We start from the raw sequence: 14,846 nt of genomic DNA, 5'->3' as shown, positions 1-14,846 counted from the left end.
GAACTCGGTTCAGGCCGCACGCTCAAACCGAAGCCATTTACTTTTGCAGGATCTGTGATGAAAAAACTTTTGCTTCTCCCCCTCTTCGCGATGTTCATGGCGGTCTGCGGCGCGGCGTCGGCGCAAAGCGTCGACTCGAGCGCGCCCGACGTGCTGATCAAGACGGTGACGCAGCAAGTCCTCGACGAAATCAAGTCGGACCCGAAGATTCAATCGGGCGATATCAACAAGATCACCGAACTCGTCAACCAGAAGATCCTGCCGTACACGGATTTCACGCGCACGACGCGCCTGGTGATGGGCCGCAACTGGAATTCGGCGACGCCGGAGCAGCAGAAGCAGATCGTCGAGCAGTTCAAGATGCTGCTGATCCGCACGTACTCGGGCGCGCTCGCGCAAGTGCGCAACCAGACGGTTCAGTACAAGCCGTTCCGCGCGAATCCGGACGACACCGACGTCGTGGTCCGCTCGGTCGTGATGAACAACGGCTCGCCGGTCGAACTCGACTATCGTCTGTACAAGACGGCGCAAGGCTGGCGCGTGTACGACATCAACGTGCTCGGCGCGTGGCTCATTCAGGCGTATCAACAGCAGTTCAACGAGCAGATCTCGCAGAACGGCGTGGGCGGTCTGCTGCAGTTCCTGACGCAACGTAACCAGCAACTCGCGGGCGGCAAGGCATCGTGAGCACGCCAGCCACGGGCGGCCGTTTCCAGACGGCCGCAACGCTGACCCACGAGAGCGCGAAGGCCGCGCTCGATTCGGGTCTGTCGCGCATCGCAGCTGGCGCGACCGAAGTCGATTGCGCACCGCTCACGCAGTTCGATTCCTCCGCGCTCGCCGTGCTGCTCGCATGGCAACGCGCAGCGTCCGCGCGCGGCGCCGCACTGGGCGTCGTCAACCTTCCTTCCGGGCTCGTGAGTCTTGCGCGCGCCTACGGCGTCGATACGCTCCTCTCGTTCCGACATTGATCCTGTTCTGACTCCGCGCAGAATCGCGGCAGCACGCTTCGCTGCCGCAATCAGGATCGCTCCGAAGTCGGCCCCAGCCGCTTTGCCCTATAATCAAACGTTTTTTTCGGGCCTGTACCCGGCCCTTTTTGTCTGAGTCCGGGTCCGTCAAGCGAATCCGCACAATCGAGGCGCGGCCGTGTCAGGCGCGCACTGTCCACATGTCAGCCATAGAAATCCGAAACGTCAGGAAGCGCTACAAGGATCTCCAGGCGCTCAAAGGCGTGAGCCTCACGGTGGAAGAGGGCGAGTTCTTCGGCTTGCTCGGTCCCAACGGCGCGGGCAAGACCACGTTGATCAGCATTCTGGCCGGTCTGGCCCGCGCCGATAGCGGCACCATCACCGTGCGCGGCCACGATGTCGTCAGCGACTTCCGGGCGGCGCGGCGGGCGCTCGGCGTCGTGCCGCAGGAACTGGTGTTCGATCCGTTCTTCACCGTGCGCGAGTCGCTCCGGATTCAATCCGGCTACTTCGGCTTGCGCAACAACGACGACTGGATCGATGAGGTCATGGCCAATCTCGATCTCACCGAGAAGGCCGACGTCAACACGCGCGCGCTGTCGGGCGGGATGAAGCGCCGCGTGCTCGTAGCTCAGGCGCTCGTGCATCGTCCGCCGGTGATCGTGCTCGACGAGCCCACGGCCGGCGTCGATGTCGAATTGCGCCAGACGCTGTGGAAGTTCATCTCGCGCCTGAATCGCGAAGGCCACACGATCGTGCTCACGACGCACTATCTCGAAGAAGCCGAATCGCTGTGCCACCGGCTGGCGATGCTTCGTCGCGGTGAAGTGGTTGCGCTGGAGCGCACCAGCACGCTGTTGCAGCGCTTTTCGGGCATGCAGTTGTATCTGCGTCTGTCGAACGGTGCGTTGCCTGCCGAGTTGCGCGCACTCGAAGTCGATCCGCACGCGGTGTCGGGCACGCAGCATCTGCTGCGTCTCGCGAGCTACGACGAAGTCGAGCCGATTCTCGCGAAATGCCGCACGGCGGGCTGCACGTTCGATGAAATCGAAGTGCGCAAGGCCGATCTGGAAGACGTGTTCGTGCAGGTGATGAACGAGCCGGAAGTGGTCGAGGGACTTTCATGAGCGGTTTCCAGACGTTGTTCTACAAGGAGCTGCTGCGCTTCTGGAAGGTTTCGTTTCAGACCGTGCTCGCGCCGGTCGTCACGGCGCTGCTGTATCTGACCATCTTCGGTCACGCGCTGTCGGGGCATGTGCAGGTGTATCCGGGCGTCGGCTACACGAGCTTTCTCGTGCCCGGCCTCGTGATGATGAGCGTGCTGCAGAACGCGTTCGCGAACAGTTCGTCGTCGCTGATCCAGTCGAAGATCACCGGCAACCTCGTGTTCGTGCTGCTGCCGCCGATCGCGCATTGGGAAATGTTCTTTGCGTATGTGCTGGCGTCGGTCGTGCGCGGGCTGTGCGTGGGCCTCGGCGTGTTCATCGTGACGATATGGTTCATCCCGATGTCTTTTTCGGCGCCGTTCTACATCATTGCGTTCGCGATCCTCGGTTCGGGCATTCTCGGCACGCTGGGTCTGATCGCGGGCATCTGGGCCGACAAGTTCGATCAACTCGCCGCGTTCCAGAACTTCCTGATCATGCCGCTCACGTTTCTTTCCGGCGTGTTCTACTCGACTCATACGCTGCCGCCGCTGTGGCGCGCGGTGTCGCATCTGAATCCGTTCTTCTACATGATCGACGGCTTCCGTTACGGCTTCTTCGGCCTGTCCGACGTCGATCCGCTGGTGAGCCTCGGCATCGTCGGCGGATTTCTCGCCGTGCTGGCGCTGATCGCCGTGCGATTGCTCGCGAGCGGCTACAAGCTGCGTCACTAATTCAAGGAGACTTCCATGTTGCCGACTCCGGAGCAGGTGAAGGACTACATCGCTGGCGGCTTGTCCTGCCAGCATCTCGAAGTGGAAGGCGACGGCCAGCACTTTTTCGCGACCATCGTGAGCGATGCGTTCGTCGGCAAGCGGCTGATCGCGCGTCATCAACTGGTTTATGCGGCGCTCGGCGAGCGCATGCGCGAGGAGATTCATGCGCTCAGCATGAAGACCCTCACCCCCGACGAGTGGAAAACGGCCTGAGTCCACCCGGCGAAGCCAATCAGGTCATACGACTCAACCCAAGCAATACCGGCATCACCGGCAGACAAAGGCAGTAAAGCGTGCGATTCATTCAAGACAACCGCGGCGCCGAGAACGGCTCCGCAGCAGGAAGCTCGGTCGAAGGACAAGCAATGGACAAACTGGTCATCACGGGGGGCGCGAAGCTCTCCGGCGAAATCACCGTATCGGGCGCGAAGAACGCGGCTCTGCCGATTCTGTGCTCGACCCTTCTCACCGCCGACGACATGCATCTGTCGAACGTGCCGAATCTGCAGGACGTTCGCACGATGTTGAAGCTGCTGCGCCAGATGGGCGTGCAGTCGGAAGTCGCGAGCGACGGTCGCGTGAGCCTCAATGCATCGAAAGTCGACCAGCTCATCGCGCCGTATGAAATGGTGAAGACGATGCGCGCGTCGATTCTCGTGCTCGGGCCGCTCGTGGCGCGATTCGGCGAGGCGAAGGTGTCGCTGCCCGGCGGCTGCGCGATCGGCGCGCGTCCGGTCGATCAGCACATCAAGGGCCTGCAGGCGATGGGCGCCGAGATCAACATCGAGCACGGTTTCATCGAAGCGCGCGCGAAGCGTCTGAAGGGCGCGCGCATCATCACCGACATGATCACCGTCACCGGCACCGAGAACCTGCTGATGGCGGCGGTGCTGGCCGAAGGCGAGACCGTGATCGAGAACGCCGCGCGCGAACCGGAAGTGAGCGATCTCGCGCACCTGCTCGTGAAGATGGGCGCGAAGATCGACGGCATCGGCACGGACCGGCTCGTGATTCAGGGCGTCGACAAGCTGCATGGCGCGAAGCACGACGTCGTGCCGGACCGCATCGAAGCGGGCACGTTCCTGTGCGCGGTCGCGGCCGCCGGCGGCGATGTCACGCTGCGGCGCGTGAGCTCGCATCTGCTCGACGCCGTCACGGCCAAACTGCGCGAAGCCGGCGTGTCCATCGAGGAAGGCGACGACTGGATGCGCGTGCGTATGGCGAAGCGCGCCAGCGCGGTGAGCATCCGCACGTCCGAATATCCGGCGTTCCCGACCGACATGCAGGCGCAATTCATGGCGCTCAATACGATCGCGAATGGCACGTCGCAGGTCGTCGAGACGATCTTCGAGAACCGCTTCATGCACGTGCAGGAGCTGAACCGTCTCGGCGCGAGCATCACCATCGACGGCAATACGGCGCTCGTGTCCGGCGTCGAGAAGCTGTCTGGCGCGAAGGTCATGGCGACCGATCTGCGCGCGTCGGCGAGCCTCGTGATCGCGGCGATGTGCGCGGACGGCGAGACGCTGATCGACCGCATCTATCATCTGGATCGCGGCTACGACCGCATGGAATCGAAGCTGACGGCCGTCGGCGCGAACGTGCGCCGCATCAAGGGCAGCGGGAGCGAGCAATGAGCTCGCTCCCGCAGACGTCGTCGTCGGTCGAGCCGAGCGCGCCCCTCACGCTCGCTCTGTCGAAAGGGCGTATCTTCGAGGAAACGCTGCCGCTGCTCGCCGCCGCCGGCGTGCAGGTGGCGGAAGACCCGGAAAGCTCGCGCAAGCTGATTCTGCCGACCACGAACCCGAACCTGCGCGTGATCATCGTGCGCGCGACCGATGTTCCGACCTACGTCGAATACGGCGCGGCGGATTTCGGCGTCGCGGGCAAGGACGTGCTGATCGAGCATGGCGGCGGCGGTCTGTATCAGCCGGTCGATCTGGACATCGCGCGTTGCCGCATGTCGGTGGCCGTGAAAGCCGGCTTCGATTACGCGAACGCGGTGCGCCAGGGCGCGCGTCTGCGCGTCGCGACAAAGTACACCGAGACCGCGCGTCAGCATTTCGCGTCGAAGGGCGTGCACGTCGATCTGATCAAGCTGTACGGTTCGATGGAGCTCGCGCCGCTCGTCGGGCTCGCGGATGCGATCGTCGATCTGGTCAGCTCGGGCGGCACGTTGCGGGCGAACAACCTCGTCGAGGTCGAAGAGATCATGCAGATTTCGTCGCGCCTCGTCGTGAATCAGGCGGCGCTCAAGTTGAAGCGCGCGGCGCTCAAGCCCTACCTCGATGCTTTCGAGCGCGCCACGGCGGCAACCGGAAATTAGGCGAGCCGCACGCTGCGGCGCGCCATCAGCAAAACGGAAAACCAGCATGTCTATCAAGATTCGCAAACTCGATTCCAGCGCCGATGGTTTTCAGAAGGCGCTGCGTGCGGTGCTCGCGTTCGAAGCGAGCGAGGACGAAGCGATCGAGCGCTCGGTCGCGCAGATTCTCGCGGATGTGAAGGCGCGCGGCGATCAGGCCGTGCTCGAGTACACCAACAAGTTCGATCGCCTGAAGGCGGAAAGCGTCGCGGCGCTCGAATTGCCGCTGTCCGAAATGGAAGCCGCGCTCGAAGGGCTCGAACCGAAGCGGCGCGCGGCGCTCGAAGCGGCGGCGGCGCGCGTGCGCGGCTATCACGAGAAGCAGCGCATCGAATGCGGCAGTCATAGCTGGCAATACACCGAAGCCGACGGCACCGTGCTCGGCCAGAGAGTCACCCCGCTCGAACGCGCGGGCATCTATGTACCGGGCGGCAAGGCGGCGTATCCGTCGTCGGTGCTGATGAACGCGATTCCGGCGCGCGTCGCGGGCGTGAAGGAAATCGTGATGGTCGTGCCGACGCCCGACGGCGTGAAAAATCCGCTCGTGCTCGCGGCGGCGCTGCTCGGCGGCGTGGACCGCGTGTTCACGATCGGCGGCGCGCAGGCGATCGGCGCGCTCGCGTACGGCACCCAAAGCGTGCCCGCGGTCGACAAGATCTGCGGTCCGGGCAATGCGTATGTCGCGTCGGCGAAGCGTCGCGTGTTCGGGACGGTGGGCATCGACATGATCGCGGGGCCGTCCGAAATTCTCGTCATTTGCGATGCGACCACCGATCCGCGCTGGGTCGCGATGGACCTTTTCTCGCAAGCCGAGCACGACGAGCTCGCGCAATCCATTCTGCTGTGCCCGGACGACAACTTCATCCAGCGCGTCGAGGATGCGATCGTCGAACTGCTTCCTTCGATGCCGCGCCGCGACGTCATCCAGCGTTCGCTCGAAGACCGCGGCGCGCTCATCAAGGTGAAGGACATGAGCGAAGCGTGCGCCATCGCGAACGACATCGCGCCGGAGCATCTGGAGATTTCCGCGCTCGATCCGCATCAGTGGGCCGCGCAAATCCACAACGCAGGCGCGATGTTCCTCGGCCGCTACACGAGCGAAAGCCTCGGCGACTACTGCGCCGGTCCGAATCACGTGCTGCCGACCTCGCGCACCGCGCGCTTTTCGTCGCCGCTCGGCGTGTACGATTTCATGAAGCGTTCGAGCGTGATCGAAGTGAGCGCGGACGGCGCGCAGACGCTCGGCGAAATCGCGGCGGAGCTGGCGTACGGCGAAGGCTTGCAGGCGCATGCGAAGAGCGCCGAATATCGAATGAAAAACATCGGCTGAATCAGGCCGACCCGAATGACCGAGGCGGCCTGAGAGCCGCCGCCTGACCGGCGAGAGAGACGCCGGGAAATCATGACGACAGCACAAGACATCATTCGTCCCGACATCCTCGCGATGACCAGCTATCCCGTGCCCGACGCCACGGGTCTGATCAAGCTCGACGCGATGGAAAATCCCTACACCTTGCCCGCCGATCTCGCCGAACGACTCGGCGCGCATCTCGCGGGCGTCGCGTTGAATCGCTATCCGGCGCCGCGTCCCGCGGATCTGCTCGCGAAGATCAAGCGCGCGATGAACGTTCCCGCCGCCTGCGACGTCCTGCTCGGCAACGGCTCGGACGAGCTGATCAGCATGATGTCGGTCGCGTGCTCGAAGCCAGGCGCGAAGGTCGTCGCTCCTGTGCCGGGTTTCGTGATGTACGAGATGTCGGCGAAATTCGCGCATCTCGAGTTCATCGGCGTGCCGCTGAAGCCGGACTTCACGCTCGACGCCGACGCGCTGATCGCCGCCATCGAGGAACACGCGCCCGCGCTCGTCTATCTCGCGTACCCGAACAATCCGACCGGCACGCTCTACGACGACGCGGATATGGAACGCGTGATCGCCGCGGCGGGCAAAAGCCTCGTCGTGATCGACGAGGCGTATCAGCCGTTCGCCGAAAAAAGCTGGATGCCGCGCGCGGCGGACTTCGACAACGTCGTCGTGATGCGCACGGTGTCGAAGCTGGGACTCGCGGGCATCCGCCTCGGCTACATGGCCGGGCGCCCCCAATGGATGATGCAGTTCGACAAGGTGCGCCCGCCGTACAACATCAACGTGCTGACGCAGGCCACCGTCGATTTCCTGCTCGATCACCTCGATGTGCTCGACGCCCAGGCCGCCGATCTGCGCGCGCAGCGCGCCGCGCTCGCGCAGGAAGTCGCCGCATTGCCCGGCATGACGGTTTATCCGAGCGCGGGAAATTTCCTGCTCGTGCGCGTGCCGGACGCCGCCGTCGCTTTCGAAACCCTTCTGACTTCGCGGGTTTTGATCAAAAACGTGGGTAAAATGCATCCGTTGCTGGCCAATTGCGTGCGTTTGACGGTCGGAACGGCCGCAGAAAACGCACACCTGGTCGAGGCGCTGAGAAAGCTCGCGCCAAACTAAACCTCACTCTTCGAAAGTCTCAAGGAATCACCATGCGCCTTGCGGAAGTCGTTCGCAACACCAGCGAAACGCAGATCCGTGTGAAGCTCGATCTGGACGGCACCGGCAAGCAGAAGCTCGCCACCGGCGTCCCGTTCCTCGATCACATGCTCGACCAGATCGCCCGTCACGGGCTGTTCGACCTGGAAATCGAAGCGCATGGCGACCTCCATATCGACGATCACCATACCGTCGAAGATACCGGCATCACGCTCGGGCAAGCTGTGGCGAAGGCGATCGGCGACCGCAAGGGCATTCGCCGCTACGGGCATTCATACGTGCCGCTCGACGAAGCGCTGTCGCGCGTCGTGATCGATTTTTCGGGCCGTCCGGGCCTCGAATTCCATGTGCCGTTCACGCGTGCGCGCATCGGCACGTTCGACGTCGATCTCACCATCGAGTTCTTCCGCGGCTTCGTGAATCACGCAGGCGTGACGCTGCACATCGACAACCTGCGCGGCATCAACGCGCACCATCAGGTCGAAACCGTGTTCAAGGCGTTCGGCCGCGCGCTGCGCATGGCCGTCGAAATGGACGAACGCGCGGCGGGGCAGATTCCGTCGACCAAGGGCAGCCTCTGATCGACTCACGCCGCTTCGGCGCGCGAGCGTCGAAAACACGATGGATCTGTTCAAGTCGTTCATATCGTTGCTCGCGCTGATCAATCCGATCGGCGCGATACCGTTTTTTTTGAGCCTGACCGCGCAGCAATCCGACATCGAAAGACGCAACACGATTCGCGTCGCGTCCATTTCGGTGTTCTGCGTGATCGCGGTGACGGCGCTGCTCGGGCAGCAGATCATCGCGTTCTTCGGTATTTCGGTCGGTTCGTTCGAAGTGGGCGGCGGCATCATCATGCTGCTCATGGCGATCAGCATGTTGAACGCGCAAGTCGGCAACGCGCGCTCGACGCCGGAAGAACGCATGGAAGCCGAGGAGCGCAACAGCATCGCGGTCGTGCCGCTCGCGATTCCGCTGCTCACCGGCCCCGGCTCGATCAGCACGGTGATCGTCTATGCTGCCAATGCGCAGCACTGGTACGACCGCTTCGGCCTCGTCTTGCTGGGCGCGATCATCGCGGGGCTGTGTTTCGGCGCGCTGAATCTCGCCGAGCCGATCGCGCGCGTGGTCGGGCGCACCGGAATCAATATCGGCACGCGTCTCATGGGTTTGATGTTGTCCGCGTTGGCGGTGGAGTTCATCGTCAACGGCTTGAAGGCCTTGATGCCATCTTTGAAATGACTACTTCGATTGCGATTGTTGATTACGGAATGGGCAACCTGCGCTCGGTGTATCAGGCGCTGAAGAAGGCCGCGCCCGAGGCGAACGTGGCGATCGTCGACCAGCCGCAAGGCATCCATGCGGCGGATCGCGTCGTGCTGCCGGGCCAGGGCGCGATGCGCGACTGCATGGCGCATCTGGCCGAATCCGGGCTGCAGGAAGCGGTGATGCAGGCGGCGCGCGAGAAGCCGATGCTCGGCGTGTGCGTCGGCGAGCAGATGTTGTTCGACTGGAGCGAGGAAGGCGATACGAAGGGCCTGGGGCTGTTGCCGGGCAAGGTCGTGCGCTTCCAGCTCGACGGCCTCCTGCAGGACGACGGCTCGCGCTTCAAGGTGCCGCAAATGGGCTGGAACCGCGTCCGTCAGACGCAGGCGCATCCGCTCTGGGACGGCGTCGCGGACGGCGCGTTCTTCTACTTCGTCCACAGCTATTACGTCGTGCCGGACAATCCGGCGCATACATCCGGCGAAACGATGTACGGCAGCGCATTTACGTCGGCGGTCGCGCGCGACAATATCTTCGCGACCCAGTTTCACCCGGAAAAGAGCGCGGACGCCGGTTTGCGCCTGTACCGGAATTTCGTGCACTGGAACCCGTGAAATGGCGCGCACGCTAGCGTTTTCGCCTATTACTACGGGCGCATGACCGTTGCAAGACTTGTACTACACTAGCGAGACGGCTCGCGAAAGGCATGAAAACCGCACGCGGGCCGTTTTGATCAACTTCACCCAGAAAATACGCGATACCTATGCTGCTCATTCCGGCCATCGATCTTAAGGACGGTCAGTGCGTGCGCCTCAAGCAAGGCGATATGGACCAGGCGACCATTTTTTCAGAAGATCCGGCGGCAATGGCCCGACATTGGGTCGATCGCGGCGCGCGACGGCTGCATCTCGTCGATCTGAACGGCGCGTTCGCCGGCAAACCGAGGAACGGCGACGCGATCCGCGCGATCATCGACGAAGTCGGCACGGAGATTCCCGTGCAACTCGGCGGCGGCATCCGCGATCTGGAAACCATCGAACGCTATCTGGACGATGGCCTCGCCTACGTGATCATCGGCACCGCGGCGGTGAAGAACCCCGGTTTCCTGCGCGATGCGTGCAGCGCGTTTGGGGGGCACATCATCGTCGGGCTGGATGCGAAAGACGGCAAGGTGGCCACCGACGGCTGGAGCAAGCTGACCGGTCACGAAGTCGTCGATCTCGCCCGCAAGTTCGAGGACTACGGCTGCGAATCGATCATCTACACGGACATCGGCCGCGACGGGATGCTTCAGGGCATCAACATCGACGCGACCGTGCGTCTCGCCCAGGCGGTGAAGATTCCGGTGATCGCGAGCGGCGGGCTGTCGAGCATCGCGGACATCGAGTCGCTCTGCGAGGTCGAGGATGACGGCGTCGAAGGCGTCATCTGCGGCCGCGCGATCTACTCCGGAGATCTCGATTTCAAGGCTGCCCAGACCCGCGCCGACGCGCTGCGCGAACCCGACGGCGCGTAGTTCAGCGCGGCGCGAGCGCCCCTGAGAAGCACGCGGGCGGCTTCGGCCGCCCTCATTTCGTACCGAATCAGTAGTGGCAAGGACATGGCTCTCGCAAAACGCATCATTCCCTGTCTCGACGTGACCGCTGGCCGCGTCGTGAAAGGCGTCAACTTCGTCGAACTGCGCGACGCGGGCGATCCCGTCGAAATCGCGCGGCGCTACGACGATCAGGGCGCCGACGAACTCACGTTTCTCGACATCACCGCGACCTCCGATCAACGCGATCTGATTCTGCCGATCATCGAGTCGGTGGCCTCGCAGGTGTTCATTCCGCTGACCGTCGGCGGCGGCGTGCGCGCGGTCGAGGACGTTCGCCGTCTGCTCAATGCTGGCGCCGACAAGATCAGCATGAACTCGTCGGCGGTCGCGAATCCGCAACTCGTGCGCGACGCATCCGACAAGCACGGATCGCAATGCATCGTCGTCGCGATCGACGCGAAGCGCGTGTCCGCCGAGGGCGAGACGCCGCGCTGGGAAGTGTTCACGCACGGCGGCCGCAAGGCGACCGGCATCGACGCGATCGAATGGGCGCGCAAGATGGCCGAGTACGGCGCGGGCGAAATCCTGCTCACCAGCATGGATCGCGACGGCACGAAAGCCGGTTTCGACCTCGCGCTGACGCGCGCCGTGTCGGACGCGGTGCCGGTGCCGGTGATCGCGTCGGGCGGCGTCGGCTCGCTGCAGCATCTCGCGGACGGTATCGTCGAAGGTCACGCGGACGCGGTGCTGGCCGCGAGCATCTTCCATTACGGCGAGCACACCGTCGGCGAGGCGAAGCGCTTCATGGCGGAGCAAGGCATTTCGGTGAGGACGTAAGCCGTGAGCGATCATATGACCTGGCTGGACAAGGTGAAGTGGGACGCGCACGGTCTCGTGCCGGTGATCGCGCAGGAAGCGTCGACCAACGACGTGCTCATGTTCGCGTGGATGAATCGCGAGGCGCTCGCGAAAACCATCGAACTGAAGCGCGCGGTGTACTTCTCGCGCTCACGCCAGCGCCTGTGGTTCAAGGGCGAGGAATCGGGCCACGTGCAGCACGTGCACGACGTGCGTCTCGATTGCGACGAAGACGTCGTGCTGCTGAAGGTCGAGCAGGTATCGGGCATCGCGTGTCATACCGGCCGCCATTCCTGTTTTTTCCAGAAATTCGAGGGCACGGCGGAAAACGGCGAGTGGGTCGCCGTCGAGCCGGTCCTGAAAGACCCAGAAAGCATCTACAAATGACGCAAGCCAACACGCTCGACACGCTGCAGCGCCTCGCCTCCGTCATCGACAGCCGCAAGGGCGGCGATCCGGAACAATCCTACGTTTCCCGACTCTTTCACAAAGGTGACGACGCGGTCCTGAAGAAGATCGGCGAGGAAGCGACGGAAGTCGTGCTCGCTGCGAAAGACGCGCGTCATGGCGGCGCCCCGAAGGCGATCGTCAGTGAAGTCGCCGACTTGTGGTTTCATTGTCTCGTGATGCTGTCGCATTTCGACTTGAATCCCGCCGACGTGATCGCGGAACTGGAACGTCGCGAAGGTTTGTCGGGCATCGAGGAGAAGGCGCTGCGCAAGTCGCGCGAGCGCGAACAAAACGGCGGCTGACGAGCATCTCGCTTCGCGCGAAGGAGAGCAAGCATGAACCGGCCGTACGAACCGTATCCGCCTGTCGTTCAACATTCGACTGATCCCGAGCGTCTGCGCAACATGCGTACGTTCACGCATATCCTTTACGCGCTCTATGCGCTGTATTGGCTCTCCGGCGGTTTGACGGGGCTCGTCGCGATCATCCTCAACTACGTCAAACGCAGCGATGCTGCCGGAACGCCGTACGAAGATCACTTCACCTGGCAGATTCGCACGTTCTGGTGGTCGCTGTTGGGGCATGTCGTCGGCTTCGCGCTGATATGGGTGCTGGGGCTGGGCTTTCTTATCATCGGCGCGGCCTGGATCTGGACGCTTTATCGCATCATCAAGGGCTGGCTCTTCCTCTACGAGAACAAGACGCTCGAACCGCGCGCGTGGTTCTGATCACAACCGATAACAAAATCCGGCAACTCCATGAGTCAAGACAACTGCATTTTTTGCAAGATCGCCTCGGGGCAGCTTCCGAGCACGAAGGTCTACGAGGACGATGAATTCGTCGCCTTCAACGACATCAACCCCGCAGCGCCGGTGCATGTGCTGGTCATCCCGCGCAAGCATATTGAAACACTTTCGCATTGCACAGAAAGTGACAGTCCGCTGCTTGGTAGAATGGTGAGTCTCGTCGGACGTTTGGCGAAAGATCTGGGTGTCTCCTACACGGGAGGGAACACCGGTTTTCGCACGGTAATAAATACCGGGCCGGGCGGCGGGCAGGAGGTTTATCACATCCACGCGCATTTGTTAGCCGGCGAGCGCCCGTGGCGCCGAATGGGGTAAGTCGCGATCCTTGTTTGCGGCTTTTTCCTTTCCAATGAAATATTGGGCGAGCAAAATCGATAGTTGACGCTGAGGCGGTCTGCCTCGGCTGCGGTCGAAAGGCCGATCTTCCGTTCCCGGCACCCAAATCGGGGCGGAATCACGGAGAGTTTTCATTCATGGGTTCGTTAAGCATTTGGCATTGGTTGATCGTTCTGTTGATCGTGGCGCTCGTTTTCGGCACGAAGAAGTTGCGCAACATCGGCGGCGATCTGGGCGGCGCGGTCAAGGGTTTCAAGGAAGGCATGCGCGAGGGCGAAACGCCGGCCAATTCCGCCGATCAGCGCGAACTGCCGCGTAACGGCGCGGTGGACGTCGAGGCGAAGGACAAGTCCCGCTCGGGCGACTACCGTTAATCAGGCCGCCGACCGCAACCATTCACTTCTCGTTCAATGCTCGATCTCGGTCTGACCAAAATGGCGGTCATCGGCGTCGTGGCGCTGGTGGTCCTCGGACCGGAGCGCCTGCCCGGCGTCGCCCGCACCGCGGGCGCGCTGTTCGGGCGCGCGCAGCGCTACATCAACGACGTCAAGTCGGAAGTCACTCGTGAAATGGAACTCGATGAGCTGAAGAAAATGCGCACCGAGTTCGAAACCGCGGCGTCGAACGTGGAGTCGTCGATTCACGACACACTGCGTCGCCACGAATCCGAATTGAACGATGCATGGAAGGAGGGTACGTCGGTCGCGCCGAGCATCGCGGGCGGCGCGGCGGAATCGGCGGACAGCGCCGCGTCGGACAAGCCTTGGGCCAGCACGTCGTCATCGACGTCGGTCAAGCGCAAGAACTGGCGCGTCAAGCAAGCCGCGATTCCCAACTGGTACAAGCGCACGACCTCGCGTCGTACGCGGGTTCAGTCGGGCGCGGCGCGCGTTGCGCGTCACACGCCCGCCACCCTGCGCCGGCAGACGAAGTTCTTCTGAGCGAGCCGCGTTTCCTTCCATCGATGATTTTTACCGAGGGCCGGCGTGAGCGACCCGCAACACACTAAAGAAGAGCCCGTCGAAGAGACGTTCATTTCGCATCTGGTCGAATTGCGCGACCGCATCATCCGCGCAGGGGCTTCGGTCATCGTGGTGTTCGTCTCGCTGGTGTACTGGGCGCCGGACATCTTCAAGCTGCTGGCGCGTCCGCTGATGCAGAACCTGCCGGCCGACGGCAAGATGATCGTCACCGACGTCACCGGCTCGTTCTTCGTCCCGATGAAGGTGACGATGCTCGTCGCCTTCGTGATCGCGCTGCCGATCGTGCTGTATCAGGTCTGGGCGTTCGTCGCGCCCGGCTTGTATCAGCACGAGAAGAAGCTCGTCGCGCCGCTGGTGTTCAGCAGCTACACGCTTTTCCTGTGCGGCATGGCGTTCGCGTATTTCGTCGTCTTCCCGACGATCTTCCGCGTGATGGCGCACTACAACGCGCCGCTCGGCGCGGAAATGACGACGGATATCGACAATTACCTGAGCTTCGTGCTGACGATGTTCCTCGCGTTCGGCGTGACGTTCGAGGTGCCCATCGTCGTGGTGTTGCTCGCGCGCATGGGCGTCGTGTCAATTCAGAAGCTCAAGCAGATTCGACCTTACGTGATCGTTGGCGCGTTCGTCATTTCGGCGGTCGTCACGCCGCCGGACGTCTTCTCGCAGCTGATTCTCGCGATTCCGCTCGTCATCCTGTATGAGGCGGGGATCATCGCGGCGCGGCTGGTGGTCGGCAAGGAACGGGTTAAAAGCGAGGAAGCGGCCGCGGAGTAGGTGCGGCTTATTGTCGCGGCGCGGTGGTGCAAAAAAAGGCAGCTTCGATTTCTCGAAG

21 protein-coding genes are annotated in these 14,846 nt (G+C 62.8%); all 21 read left to right on the top strand.

Features of this window, described 5'->3' with window-relative positions; genetic code table 11:
* Positions 1 to 57 precede the first annotated feature (57 nt).
* The 21 genes from NK8_RS12600 to tatC all read left to right on the top strand — a co-directional run bounded on the left by NK8_RS12600 (position 58) and on the right by tatC (position 14,788).
* Positions 58 to 687 (top strand): phospholipid-binding protein MlaC, encoded by a 630-nt coding sequence (locus tag NK8_RS12600; RefSeq protein ID WP_061180185.1) that lies wholly within the window; start codon positions 58 to 60, stop codon positions 685 to 687.
* Entirely contained in the window at positions 684 to 971 is a 288-nt protein-coding gene (locus NK8_RS12595; RefSeq protein ID WP_213226542.1) for a lipid asymmetry maintenance protein MlaB, read from the top strand. Before NK8_RS12600 ends, NK8_RS12595 begins: the two co-directional genes overlap by 4 nt.
* A gap of 200 nt (positions 972 to 1,171) precedes the next feature.
* Positions 1,172 to 2,098, top strand: coding sequence for an ABC transporter ATP-binding protein (locus NK8_RS12590; protein WP_162066434.1), 927 nt, complete (start codon positions 1,172 to 1,174; stop codon positions 2,096 to 2,098).
* Positions 2,095 to 2,850, top strand: coding sequence for an ABC transporter permease (locus NK8_RS12585; RefSeq protein ID WP_213226541.1), 756 nt, complete (start codon positions 2,095 to 2,097; stop codon positions 2,848 to 2,850). Before NK8_RS12590 ends, NK8_RS12585 begins: the two co-directional genes overlap by 4 nt.
* Positions 2,851 to 2,865: 15 nt before the next feature.
* Positions 2,866 to 3,105, top strand: a complete 240-nt coding sequence (locus tag NK8_RS12580) for a BolA family protein (protein ID WP_061180189.1) — start codon at positions 2,866 to 2,868, stop codon at positions 3,103 to 3,105.
* 152 nt (positions 3,106 to 3,257) lie between these two features.
* Positions 3,258 to 4,529 carry a UDP-N-acetylglucosamine 1-carboxyvinyltransferase gene (gene murA / locus NK8_RS12575; protein WP_162066432.1) on the top strand — a complete coding sequence of 424 codons (1,272 nt, stop codon included), beginning with the start codon at positions 3,258 to 3,260 and terminating at the stop codon, positions 4,527 to 4,529.
* Positions 4,526 to 5,218, top strand: a complete 693-nt coding sequence (gene hisG / locus NK8_RS12570; protein WP_061180190.1) for an ATP phosphoribosyltransferase — start codon at positions 4,526 to 4,528, stop codon at positions 5,216 to 5,218. The genes murA and hisG overlap by 4 nt, the downstream gene beginning before the upstream one ends.
* A gap of 46 nt (positions 5,219 to 5,264) precedes the next feature.
* The gene (gene hisD, locus NK8_RS12565; protein WP_213226540.1) at positions 5,265 to 6,587 is read left to right on the top strand and encodes a histidinol dehydrogenase; all 1,323 of its coding nucleotides are present in this window, start codon (positions 5,265 to 5,267) and stop codon (positions 6,585 to 6,587) included.
* A gap of 72 nt (positions 6,588 to 6,659) precedes the next feature.
* Positions 6,660 to 7,733: a histidinol-phosphate transaminase gene (gene hisC, locus NK8_RS12560; RefSeq protein WP_213226539.1), complete on the top strand. Its 1,074-nt coding sequence runs from the start codon at positions 6,660 to 6,662 to the stop codon at positions 7,731 to 7,733.
* A gap of 32 nt (positions 7,734 to 7,765) precedes the next feature.
* The gene (gene hisB, locus NK8_RS12555; RefSeq protein ID WP_162066429.1) at positions 7,766 to 8,353 is read left to right on the top strand and encodes an imidazoleglycerol-phosphate dehydratase HisB; all 588 of its coding nucleotides are present in this window, start codon (positions 7,766 to 7,768) and stop codon (positions 8,351 to 8,353) included.
* A gap of 40 nt (positions 8,354 to 8,393) precedes the next feature.
* On the top strand, positions 8,394 to 9,014 hold the full coding sequence (locus NK8_RS12550) for a MarC family protein (RefSeq protein ID WP_061180194.1): 621 nt from the start codon (positions 8,394 to 8,396) through the stop codon (positions 9,012 to 9,014).
* Positions 9,011 to 9,652, top strand: a complete 642-nt coding sequence (gene hisH / locus NK8_RS12545; protein WP_213226538.1) for an imidazole glycerol phosphate synthase subunit HisH — start codon at positions 9,011 to 9,013, stop codon at positions 9,650 to 9,652. Before NK8_RS12550 ends, hisH begins: the two co-directional genes overlap by 4 nt.
* A 149-nt stretch (positions 9,653 to 9,801) precedes the next feature.
* Positions 9,802 to 10,554, top strand: coding sequence for a 1-(5-phosphoribosyl)-5-[(5-phosphoribosylamino)methylideneamino]imidazole-4-carboxamide isomerase (gene hisA / locus NK8_RS12540; protein WP_213226537.1), 753 nt, complete (start codon positions 9,802 to 9,804; stop codon positions 10,552 to 10,554).
* Positions 10,555 to 10,638: 84 nt separating this feature from the next.
* Positions 10,639 to 11,412, top strand: coding sequence for an imidazole glycerol phosphate synthase subunit HisF (hisF, locus tag NK8_RS12535; protein ID WP_213226536.1), 774 nt, complete (start codon positions 10,639 to 10,641; stop codon positions 11,410 to 11,412).
* A 15-nt stretch (positions 11,413 to 11,427) separates the two neighbouring features.
* Positions 11,428 to 11,820, top strand: a complete 393-nt coding sequence (gene hisI / locus NK8_RS12530) for a phosphoribosyl-AMP cyclohydrolase (RefSeq protein ID WP_174258037.1) — start codon at positions 11,428 to 11,430, stop codon at positions 11,818 to 11,820.
* On the top strand, positions 11,817 to 12,185 hold the full coding sequence (locus NK8_RS12525; RefSeq protein ID WP_061180199.1) for a phosphoribosyl-ATP diphosphatase: 369 nt from the start codon (positions 11,817 to 11,819) through the stop codon (positions 12,183 to 12,185). The genes hisI and NK8_RS12525 overlap by 4 nt, the downstream gene beginning before the upstream one ends.
* A 33-nt stretch (positions 12,186 to 12,218) precedes the next feature.
* Complete coding sequence (locus NK8_RS12520; protein ID WP_213226535.1) at positions 12,219 to 12,611, top strand: hypothetical protein; 393 nt, start codon at positions 12,219 to 12,221, stop codon at positions 12,609 to 12,611.
* Positions 12,612 to 12,641: 30 nt separating this feature from the next.
* Positions 12,642 to 13,004 carry a histidine triad nucleotide-binding protein gene (locus NK8_RS12515; RefSeq protein WP_061180201.1) on the top strand — a complete coding sequence of 121 codons (363 nt, stop codon included), beginning with the start codon at positions 12,642 to 12,644 and terminating at the stop codon, positions 13,002 to 13,004.
* Positions 13,005 to 13,162: 158 nt separating this feature from the next.
* Positions 13,163 to 13,399 carry a Sec-independent protein translocase subunit TatA gene (gene tatA / locus NK8_RS12510; RefSeq protein WP_162066424.1) on the top strand — a complete coding sequence of 79 codons (237 nt, stop codon included), beginning with the start codon at positions 13,163 to 13,165 and terminating at the stop codon, positions 13,397 to 13,399.
* 36 nt (positions 13,400 to 13,435) lie between these two features.
* Positions 13,436 to 13,966: a Sec-independent protein translocase protein TatB gene (gene tatB, locus NK8_RS12505; RefSeq protein ID WP_213226534.1), complete on the top strand. Its 531-nt coding sequence runs from the start codon at positions 13,436 to 13,438 to the stop codon at positions 13,964 to 13,966.
* 45 nt (positions 13,967 to 14,011) lie between these two features.
* Positions 14,012 to 14,788 (top strand): twin-arginine translocase subunit TatC, encoded by a 777-nt coding sequence (gene tatC / locus NK8_RS12500; RefSeq protein WP_213226533.1) that lies wholly within the window; start codon positions 14,012 to 14,014, stop codon positions 14,786 to 14,788.
* Positions 14,789 to 14,846 lie beyond the last annotated feature (58 nt).

Source organism: Caballeronia sp. NK8 (assembly GCF_018408855.1).
In the GTDB taxonomy this organism is placed as follows: domain Bacteria; phylum Pseudomonadota; class Gammaproteobacteria; order Burkholderiales; family Burkholderiaceae; genus Caballeronia.
This window is presented reverse-complemented; position numbering and strand designations above follow the sequence as displayed.

Excerpts from the sequence above, each read along its gene's own strand:
- NK8_RS12600 (WP_061180185.1), top strand. The coding sequence starts at position 58 with ATGAAAAAACTTTTGCTTCTCCCCCTCTTCGCGATGTTCATGGCGGTC.
- NK8_RS12590 (WP_162066434.1), top strand. The coding sequence starts at position 1,172 with ATGTCAGCCATAGAAATCCGAAACGTCAGGAAGCGCTACAAGGATCTC.
- NK8_RS12585 (WP_213226541.1), top strand. The coding sequence starts at position 2,095 with ATGAGCGGTTTCCAGACGTTGTTCTACAAGGAGCTGCTGCGCTTCTGG.
- NK8_RS12580 (WP_061180189.1), top strand. The coding sequence starts at position 2,866 with ATGTTGCCGACTCCGGAGCAGGTGAAGGACTACATCGCTGGCGGCTTG.
- murA (WP_162066432.1), top strand. The coding sequence starts at position 3,258 with ATGGACAAACTGGTCATCACGGGGGGCGCGAAGCTCTCCGGCGAAATC.
- hisG (WP_061180190.1), top strand. The coding sequence starts at position 4,526 with ATGAGCTCGCTCCCGCAGACGTCGTCGTCGGTCGAGCCGAGCGCGCCC.
- hisD (WP_213226540.1), top strand. The coding sequence starts at position 5,265 with ATGTCTATCAAGATTCGCAAACTCGATTCCAGCGCCGATGGTTTTCAG.
- hisC (WP_213226539.1), top strand. The coding sequence starts at position 6,660 with ATGACGACAGCACAAGACATCATTCGTCCCGACATCCTCGCGATGACC.
- hisB (WP_162066429.1), top strand. The coding sequence starts at position 7,766 with ATGCGCCTTGCGGAAGTCGTTCGCAACACCAGCGAAACGCAGATCCGT.
- NK8_RS12550 (WP_061180194.1), top strand. The coding sequence starts at position 8,394 with ATGGATCTGTTCAAGTCGTTCATATCGTTGCTCGCGCTGATCAATCCG.
- hisH (WP_213226538.1), top strand. The coding sequence starts at position 9,011 with ATGACTACTTCGATTGCGATTGTTGATTACGGAATGGGCAACCTGCGC.
- hisA (WP_213226537.1), top strand. The coding sequence starts at position 9,802 with ATGCTGCTCATTCCGGCCATCGATCTTAAGGACGGTCAGTGCGTGCGC.
- hisF (WP_213226536.1), top strand. The coding sequence starts at position 10,639 with ATGGCTCTCGCAAAACGCATCATTCCCTGTCTCGACGTGACCGCTGGC.
- hisI (WP_174258037.1), top strand. The coding sequence starts at position 11,428 with ATGACCTGGCTGGACAAGGTGAAGTGGGACGCGCACGGTCTCGTGCCG.
- NK8_RS12525 (WP_061180199.1), top strand. The coding sequence starts at position 11,817 with ATGACGCAAGCCAACACGCTCGACACGCTGCAGCGCCTCGCCTCCGTC.
- NK8_RS12520 (WP_213226535.1), top strand. The coding sequence starts at position 12,219 with ATGAACCGGCCGTACGAACCGTATCCGCCTGTCGTTCAACATTCGACT.
- NK8_RS12515 (WP_061180201.1), top strand. The coding sequence starts at position 12,642 with ATGAGTCAAGACAACTGCATTTTTTGCAAGATCGCCTCGGGGCAGCTT.
- tatA (WP_162066424.1), top strand. The coding sequence starts at position 13,163 with ATGGGTTCGTTAAGCATTTGGCATTGGTTGATCGTTCTGTTGATCGTG.
- tatB (WP_213226534.1), top strand. The coding sequence starts at position 13,436 with ATGCTCGATCTCGGTCTGACCAAAATGGCGGTCATCGGCGTCGTGGCG.